A 7,339-nucleotide genomic window follows, 5' to 3' on the forward strand; every position below is an offset into this window, starting at 1 on the left:
CGTGTGGGCTGCGCGGTATCGTGCGTGGGGTAATGTGCTCGAGGTTGCGCAGCGGGATTCGCCGGAGGTGGTTTCGCCTGATGAGATCGGGGAAGTGCAGCCTGTTCGGTTCCAGGGGCAGTATTACGATAACGAGAGCGGATTGCATTACAACCGGTTCCGTTACTATGATCCGGATATTGGGCGGTTTGTTTCAGTTGATCCGATCGGTCTGTTGGGTGGGGCGAACACATTTACGTATGTTTGGAACCCGGTAACCTGGATTGATCCGTTTGGTCTGAGCCCGTGTCGGGCCGGTCAGGGAACGCCAAGTGAAAAAGGTGCCACGCGGACCGACACTTTGCCTAGGCAACCGAATACAACACGCTCGGGAGTAACTCGAACAAATGCTGCTGATTGGCGTGCTCTTCGTGATCACTGGGATAGCATTGGATATGGCGAAATACTTAGCGGAGATAATTTATCAGCAATCGCTAAGGGTAGGACTCCTAAAGTAGATGAGGCATGGGTTATGTTTTTTCCGGAAGATGTCGGTTTAATGGGCGAAAAAATTTCGATGCATCATATCGCTAGTACTCCGGTGACAATTCCGTTGCCAGCAACTCGTCATTTGAACGCTCATCTTCCTGGAGGGTTCCGTTATAACGTCGGCGGCCCCGGATCAGCCCTGCCTTTTTATCCACCTAAATTGACTGAGCCTTGATAAATATTATGCAAATCCAGTTCGTTGAATCGCACCCAAAGCAGAAATTACTTTTTTTTCTGGCCCAAGACGTGGACGATGAAGCTCGGAAATTGGTAAGGGATGCAATTGAAAAAATGTCGTCATTGAGAACTTGGGTTATCCGTGCCCCTGAGTTTGTCGATACTGTGGAAAGCACGGGGACGCGTCCAGGTGACGCTCTAGTTGAAACAGTGGGGGGGGTGCATGAGATTTATTCGGCGTCGCCCTCTAATCATCTGCCCCGCGAAATCGATGCGCTTCTTCTTGAAGAGGTTGAATATATTGTCGATTCCGTCCAGCGCTTATCGCAAGAGCATGGACTTGAATTCGAGTTTGAATTGGACGGGCAATATGTGGGCACTATCGATAACGGGGTCATTGATGCCATTCTGGCTAAAGGATTGATTGAAGAATGGCGAAATCACATCAATGCGGCAAATTAAAACCTTTACGTTAATGTGAGCACTTGGCGGGTCAAGCTGCGGTGTTAATTTGGCCGAACCAGGACAAATGGTCGAAACCGGGTCATTCGCCATATTGAACCCAATATTGCGACAACGAACTGGCTTGCATTACAACCTGTTCCGCTACTATGATCCAGATATTGGGTGGGTTGTTTCCATTGATCTGATCGGTCTATTGGGCGGAGTTAATACCTTCGCCTATACTTCCAATCCAATAAGCTGGGTCGATCCGCTAGGCTTAACGCCATGCAGATTTTCTGAAAATGGCGGGAATCCTGGCAGGGTTTATTGGCCAAATCAGACTGAATTTGAAGGAATTACGGCCTATCCCAGAAATGATACTTTTGATCAAAATTTAGTCACGTCGTGGTGCGCAAGCGGGAAAGTTATTTCCGGAACGAATATTGAGAGGATGGCGACAGGTCGCGAGCCGATTGGCACGGATGGGAAGCCCATACACCTTCACCACATGCTCCAATCAAATGACAGCGCGATAGCTGAGTTGACGCAGACATTCCATTAGAAAATAGTGAAATAATTCACATTAATCCCAACGTTATCCCTTCGGGGATTGATCGGTCCGCATTTGATGCATGGAAGGCTCGCTATTGGGCGAACCGTGCGACTAACGATGGGGCGCAATAAATTATGAATCCACCTTTAACGGCGACGGAGATTAAAAAATTGATCGCGGCCCATCAGTCGATCATTGATTTTGGATCATCGTCCGATGCGGTAGACGATGAATGGCTGGTAAATGCAGAAAACGCGCTAAATCGAAAGTTGTCAGAATCATATAGGTGGTTTCTCAAGCAATATGCAGGCGGCGAAATTGGAGGGGAAGAGATTTACAGTATTTATGGAGTTCCTTTTGAGTCGGCGAATGGGGGGCATAGTTTTTCAACATCTAATGAATCGTAAAGCTGGGCTGCTGGACGATTCAAAACTTGTTGTTAGTGAGACTGATCTTGGTGAAGTTTTTTTCTTCGACTATAGAAATTTCAAAAACGGCGAATGTCCGATATATCTAAGGCTCCCGTCGGGCGAGGATATGCCGTACGCTGAGAATTTTTATGAATTTCTTGGGAAACGAATTGAGGCTCATGTCTCATGATGCCTTAATTCAGCGGTGTGGGTTTCGCAAGATATTTAGCCGTCAATTTTTCGCGAGAATTCTTCTCAAACAAATAGATTAGTTGACGCGCTCGTCGACGCGGTAGCGTCAGCCGTGGTGCGGCTGCGGTTGTATCGGGCAGATAATTCGCTTGCGCTGCGTGTTCACGTGCAGACGACGCTGCCGGATGGCCGCATCCTGAACAACCTGTACTACGGCTCGGGTCACCTGCACCAGGTGAACCTGGACGGCGAGGTCATCACCGATATTGAGCGCGACCGGGCGCACCGCATGGTGGCCCGCACGCAGGGGGCGCTCGTCAGCCAGTTCCGGTACGACCCGGTGGGGCGCCTGTTGTCGCAGACGGCGGGCGAGGGGGCATCGACCATCATCACGCGCAAGTACGAGTACGACGAGGTGGGCAATCTCGTGTCGATCGACGATCAGCGCAACGGTGTGACGCGCTACAGCTACGATCCGATCGGGCGCATTTTGTCGGCCGTGCAGCCGCAGTCGAGCGAGCGGTTTGCGTTCGATCCGGCGCATAACCTGCTCGATGCCACCGTGGCGCCGGTCGGCCGCGTCGAAGGTAACCGTATTCGCGTGTACGAGGACAAGCGTTACGACTACGATGGGCATGGCAATGTCGTCGAGAAGCTGGTCGGCAAGCATACGCGGATGCGATTCGAGTGGAATCCTGGGCATCAGCTGGTGCGTAGCGTGGTGGCGCGCGGGCCGACCGATAGCGCGCAGACTGTCAGCTATGCCTACGATCCGTTCGGACGCCGGATTTCCAAGCGTGATGCGTTTGGTGTGACCCGCTTTGTCTGGGATGGCAACCGGTTGCTGTGCGAGGAGCGCGGGAGTCATGCGCGGACGTATGTGTATGGCGAGGATGCGTTTGTGCCGTTGGCGGGGCTGGATTCAGTGGCAGGTGCGGATGGCGCCGAGCCGGCCGAGATGCGGCATTTGCATACGGACCATTTGGGGACGCCGCGGGAGTTGACCGATGCGGATGGGCGCGTTGTGTGGGCTGCGCGGTATCGAGCTTGGGGGAATGTGCTCGAGGTTGTGCGGGAGGAGGTGCCGGTCGTCGTATTGCCCGATGAGATCGGGGAGGTGCAGCCTGTTCGGTTTCAAGGGCAGTATCACGATAACGAAAGCGGATTGCATTACAACCGGTTCCGTTACTATGATCCGGATATTGGGCGGTTTGTTTCGATTGATCCGATTGGCCTAGCTGGCGGTACAAATGGTTATGGTTATGCGTCTAACCCAGTTGGCTGGGTGGATCCGGCAGGACTGAGTCCATGTAAAAATGGCAATACGGAAGGGGCGAATAAGATCGCGACGCCAGCCTCATGGGGTCTTACCCTATCTGAGACCAAGACAGTTCTGTCATCTGCACAAGTGCCCTATAAAGGATCTACTATCGTCGGGCATGCGCTTGCTAAACATAGCGGAAGACCTGTTACGTTTAGCAATCCGTCTGTTTCTGGGGCCGAGGTATGGGGGAAGATTAAAGGAAAAATGACCACTTGGAACGAGCAAGGCAAGTTCCACCTGAAGGATATCATTCGGGCTCCCGGTGACTTTTCACCGATAGCGGATGGGAATCTGGTCTTTCTGGAAAAGCGTTTGCCTGATGGTCGTGGAGTACGGTTGAATCAAGATAAGACCTTTAAAGAATTCATTGACTAATGAACGGGCTATTGGAGTTTGTTTTCGAAGAGGTTTCGCCCAGTCATCTCGCGGCAATGGTTATCGAATGCGTGCGTGAAAAGAACAACGTCAGCGAAGTGGTACGGGACGGCGTACCCTTGCGACTGGATTCTGTTCTCGACTCGGCCTACTTGTCGAAAATCGCAGCTGGCGATGAAGACGTTGCGTGCACCGCTAATCTCAAACACCTGAGTGTCGGTGAGAACTTAGTTGAGTGTGTAACGTTGCGTATAATTCATTATGATGACATCAGCGATGTCTCATTGCTTTTTTCAAGTTTCGATTGCAAGAAAGCAGGTATATCGACATCTGAAGAGCTTTATCGTTGGGCTAAAGGGTTCAGCGTCAAATATCGCATCGCCAATTTCTTCGGCGGCTTAGAGCCCGCTTCGGACAAGCAGACGCAACTATTCTCGAAAGATCGAGTCGGTCCTGTCATGGAATTGCGGTAGGACTGATGAAGTAAAACCAAAGAGATAAGGCTTTTCAAGGGATAGGTAAAACAGGACATCGAGCCAAGGGGACGCCACGAAAAACATTGTCCAGGTCGAGCGTGATAATGACCCGGTACCATATTGTGAATACGACGCTGCCGGATGGCCATGTTCGGAAAAACTTGTAATACGGCTCGGGCAACCTAAAAATGAGCATCAGCGACATCGCAAGATTGATTACTCCGCCAAACAATCCAAACGAAGCTCCCCAACAGCATGATTGGTCGAAGATTGAAGCCACGCTTGCAACTTCTCTTCCCAAAGATTACAAAGAGTTTATAAACTTATTTGGCACTGGGAAGATAGATAATTTCTTATGGATATTTAACCCATTCTCACAAAACGAAAATATAAATTTGACGACGCTGCAATTGGTTGACAGAGCGGATCACGCGTCGCGCCATCTTGACTATCATGCAAATGGTGTTGGCGGTCGGAACACATGGGGTGGCGGAACCCGTTGCCGTTAATTTTAGGAGTGTTTATGAAAATATATCAATCGATTCAGGATTTGCTTGGTGAGTTACACGGGCTTTACTGGGATTCGGCTCTTTTTATTAATGAAAGTGCGTGGAAGGGCGATCCTCAGCACACAGAGATCCTCGTTTTGGAAGGGGATGAAGAACTCGAAGACGTCGTTCCAGGGACGCATCTGCCAAAGATTGCGGAAGTTAGGAATGTGCGGCAACTATTTGATATGGAAACTTTTCGAGATGTAGTTAATTTCGAGCGGAAGAGAAATCCTGGAGCGTCTGTTTCGGAAATCATCTTCGCCATAAATTTTTATCGTGAGAAAGATGACTTCTTTGATCCGCGGAAATGATTGACCGGTAAAAAAGGCACGGAGGGCGCGATAAGAAACTCGGCTGTGTCCGTACTGGCTTTGTTGCACAAATCTGTCCCTGCAGAGGCCGAGCCGGACCATGGGTAAACCAGCGGCATGTGCGCGCCAACCAGACCGAAATACCGAACGACCAACTGGAAGGAATACGACGAAGCGTTGAGAGCGAGCCGATCGCTGCTGTTTCGGCTGGCAAGGACATGCGCTGGCACGGCGGCGCCAACGGCAAACGGGGCCGCAGACCCAGGTACAGCGAGGCGGCGATTCAGTTCTGCCTGACGATCAAAAGCCTGTTCAATCTGCCACTGCGACAGGCGATGGGCATGACGCAACGTCTGCTCAGGCTAGCCGGCCTGGACTGGCAGACTCCCGACTTCAGCACCGTCAGCCGGCGCCAAAAACATCTGGCGGCGATGATCGGAGCGCACCCGACGACGACGGGCTTGCATCTGCTGGTCGACTGCACCTGCATCAAGATGCTGGGTGAAGGCGGGTGGAAGACGAAGAAGCGCGGCGCCGACTACCGCCGCCAGTGGCGCAAGGTCCATCTTGATATCGATGCCACCACACTGGAAAATCCGGGCCACCGCACCGCCTACGAATTCGATCGCGATGGCAAGCCGCTGAAATTCATCGACGCGCGGCGGCGTGCTGGAATACCGCTACGACACGGCGCGCCGGATCGCGGAACTGATCAACGAGAACGGCGACGTGCACCGGTTTGTTTACGACACGCTGGACCGGCTGGCGGAAGAGACCAGTTTCGATGCGCGCGTGACGCGTTATCGCTACGACGACAGCGGGCTCATCGTCGGCAAGGACGAGCTGGGCTGCGCGCCGCGCACGGAATTGACGCCCATCGCGACGACGTATGTGCGCGATGCGCTGGGCCAGCTGACGGAAAAGGTGATTTCGCGCGTGACGGGTGCGGCACAGGCGCAGCAGATGCGGCTGCGCTTCGCCTACGACGCGCTGAGGCGCATGACGCAGGCGATCAATGCGGATGCGACGGTTGGCATGACGTATGACGCGGTCGGGCAATTGATTGCGGAGCAGACGGATGCCTCGGGCGTTTCGTGTGTCCTTCGTCATCAGTACGACGAGCTGGGCAACCGGGTGCAGACGACGTTGCCGGATGGGCGTGTCCTGAACAACCTGTACTACGGCTCGGGCCATTTGCACCAGGTGAACCTGGACGGCGAGGTCATTACCGACATCGAACGGGGACCGGGCGCACCGGATGATCGCCCGCTCGCAGGGGACGCTCGTCAGCCAGTTCCGGTACGACCCCGTGGGGCGGCTGTTGTCGCAGACGGCGGGCGAGGGCGCGTCGACCGTCATCGCGCGGCAGTACGAGTACGACGAAGTTGGCAACCTCGTATCGATCGACGACCAGCGCAACGGTGTGACACGCTACAGCTACGATCCGATCGGACGCATTTTGTCGGCCGTGCAGCCGCAGTCGAGCGAGCGCTTTGGGTTCGATCCGGCGCACAACATGCTCGACACGACAGTGGCGGCCGTCGGGCGCGTCGAGGGCAACCGCATCCGGGTGTACGAGGACAAGCGTTATGACTACGATGCGCACGGCAACGTGGTCGAGAAGCTGGTCGGCAAGCATACGCGGATGCGGTTCGAGTGGAATCCGGCGCATCAGCTGGTGCGCAGCGTGGTGGCGCGCGGGGAGATCGATACTGCGCAGACGGTCAGCTATGCCTACGATCCGTTCGGACGCCGGATTGCGAAGCGGGATGCGTTTGGCGTCACGCGGTTCGTGTGGGATGGGAACCGGTTGCTGTGCGAGAACCGGGGGAGTCATGCGCGGACGTACGTGTATGGCGAGGATGCGTTCGTGCCGCTGGCGCGCGTGGACGCTGTTGCTGGCGCGGACGGCGCGGCGTGGGTTGAGGTGCGGCATTTGCATACGGATCATCTCGGGACGCCGCGGGAGATGACCGATGCGGGTGGGCGGGTCGTGTG

10 protein-coding genes and 1 pseudogene are annotated in these 7,339 nt (G+C 54.0%); all 11 read left to right on the forward strand.

Features of this window, described 5'->3' with window-relative positions; genetic code table 11:
* Positions 1–703 (forward strand): RHS repeat-associated core domain-containing protein (locus ACEN88_RS20410; RefSeq protein WP_413342479.1); only part of this gene is annotated, 703 nt, incomplete at its 5' end.
* An 8-nt stretch (positions 704–711) separates the two neighbouring features.
* The gene (locus ACEN88_RS20415) at positions 712–1,167 is read left to right on the forward strand and encodes a hypothetical protein (RefSeq protein ID WP_413342481.1); all 456 of its coding nucleotides are present in this window, start codon (positions 712–714) and stop codon (positions 1,165–1,167) included.
* Positions 1,168–1,291: 124 nt separating this feature from the next.
* Entirely contained in the window at positions 1,292–1,711 is a 420-nt protein-coding gene (locus ACEN88_RS20420; protein ID WP_413342483.1) for an HNH/ENDO VII family nuclease, read from the forward strand.
* 11 nt (positions 1,712–1,722) lie between these two features.
* Entirely contained in the window at positions 1,723–1,833 is a 111-nt protein-coding gene (locus ACEN88_RS20425) for a hypothetical protein (protein ID WP_413342494.1), read from the forward strand.
* Positions 1,834–1,836: 3 nt separating this feature from the next.
* The gene (locus ACEN88_RS20430) at positions 1,837–2,109 is read left to right on the forward strand and encodes an SMI1/KNR4 family protein (protein WP_413342484.1); all 273 of its coding nucleotides are present in this window, start codon (positions 1,837–1,839) and stop codon (positions 2,107–2,109) included.
* A gap of 361 nt (positions 2,110–2,470) precedes the next feature.
* Positions 2,471–4,003: an RHS repeat domain-containing protein gene (locus tag ACEN88_RS20435; RefSeq protein ID WP_413342486.1), complete on the forward strand. Its 1,533-nt coding sequence runs from the start codon at positions 2,471–2,473 to the stop codon at positions 4,001–4,003.
* Positions 4,003–4,476, forward strand: coding sequence for a hypothetical protein (locus ACEN88_RS20440; RefSeq protein ID WP_413342487.1), 474 nt, complete (start codon positions 4,003–4,005; stop codon positions 4,474–4,476). Before ACEN88_RS20435 ends, ACEN88_RS20440 begins: the two co-directional genes overlap by 1 nt.
* A 191-nt stretch (positions 4,477–4,667) precedes the next feature.
* Positions 4,668–4,988, forward strand: a complete 321-nt coding sequence (locus tag ACEN88_RS20445; protein WP_413342489.1) for an SMI1/KNR4 family protein — start codon at positions 4,668–4,670, stop codon at positions 4,986–4,988.
* A gap of 14 nt (positions 4,989–5,002) precedes the next feature.
* Positions 5,003–5,341, forward strand: coding sequence for a hypothetical protein (locus tag ACEN88_RS20450; protein ID WP_413342491.1), 339 nt, complete (start codon positions 5,003–5,005; stop codon positions 5,339–5,341).
* 117 nt (positions 5,342–5,458) lie between these two features.
* Positions 5,459–5,934, forward strand: a pseudogene (locus ACEN88_RS20455) (IS5 family transposase); the annotation flags it as partial.
* A gap of 665 nt (positions 5,935–6,599) precedes the next feature.
* A partial coding sequence (locus ACEN88_RS20460) for an RHS repeat domain-containing protein (RefSeq protein ID WP_413342493.1) occupies positions 6,600–7,339 on the forward strand: 740 nt, incomplete at its 3' end.

Source organism: Massilia sp. CT11-108, from assembly GCF_047302915.1.
GTDB classification, from domain to species: Bacteria; Pseudomonadota; Gammaproteobacteria; order Burkholderiales; family Burkholderiaceae_D; genus Telluria; species Telluria orientalis.

What these genes read in the sequence shown, in the direction of transcription:
- ACEN88_RS20440 (WP_413342487.1), top strand. Translation starts at nt 4,003, where the DNA reads ATGAACGGGCTATTGGAGTTTGTTTTCGAAGAGGTTTCGCCCAGTCAT.
- ACEN88_RS20450 (WP_413342491.1), top strand. Translation starts at nt 5,003, where the DNA reads ATGAAAATATATCAATCGATTCAGGATTTGCTTGGTGAGTTACACGGG.
- ACEN88_RS20415 (WP_413342481.1), top strand. Translation starts at nt 712, where the DNA reads ATGCAAATCCAGTTCGTTGAATCGCACCCAAAGCAGAAATTACTTTTT.
- ACEN88_RS20445 (WP_413342489.1), top strand. Translation starts at nt 4,668, where the DNA reads ATGAGCATCAGCGACATCGCAAGATTGATTACTCCGCCAAACAATCCA.
- ACEN88_RS20430 (WP_413342484.1), top strand. Translation starts at nt 1,837, where the DNA reads ATGAATCCACCTTTAACGGCGACGGAGATTAAAAAATTGATCGCGGCC.